General features: G+C 54.2%; 1 pseudogene. It reads right to left on the reverse strand.

What is annotated here, in order from left to right:
• Positions 1-28: 28 nt before the first annotated feature.
• Positions 29-238: pseudogene (locus BG74_RS02055) on the reverse strand (outer membrane-stress sensor serine endopeptidase DegS); the annotation flags it as partial.

Below are 238 nucleotides of genomic sequence, written 5' to 3' on the forward strand. Positions count from 1 at the left end.
GCGTGTCATGACGGGCGTGCAAGACGCCTTATTTCAGGACGGGATATTCCTGAATAGTGATCTCGACCGTCAATTTTTGCCGTTGCGTAAGGATCTCTACCGGAATACGCGATCCGGGACGAATCTCCGCTACCTGATCCATTGTTTCAATCACGGATATGGCCGGCTTATGGTTGACCTCAGGATTACATCTTCCACCTGAATGCCGCTCTGCGCCACCAGGCCTGCCCGGCGACAC

Source organism: Sodalis-like endosymbiont of Proechinophthirus fluctus (assembly GCF_001602625.1).
GTDB lineage: Bacteria > Pseudomonadota > Gammaproteobacteria > Enterobacterales > Enterobacteriaceae.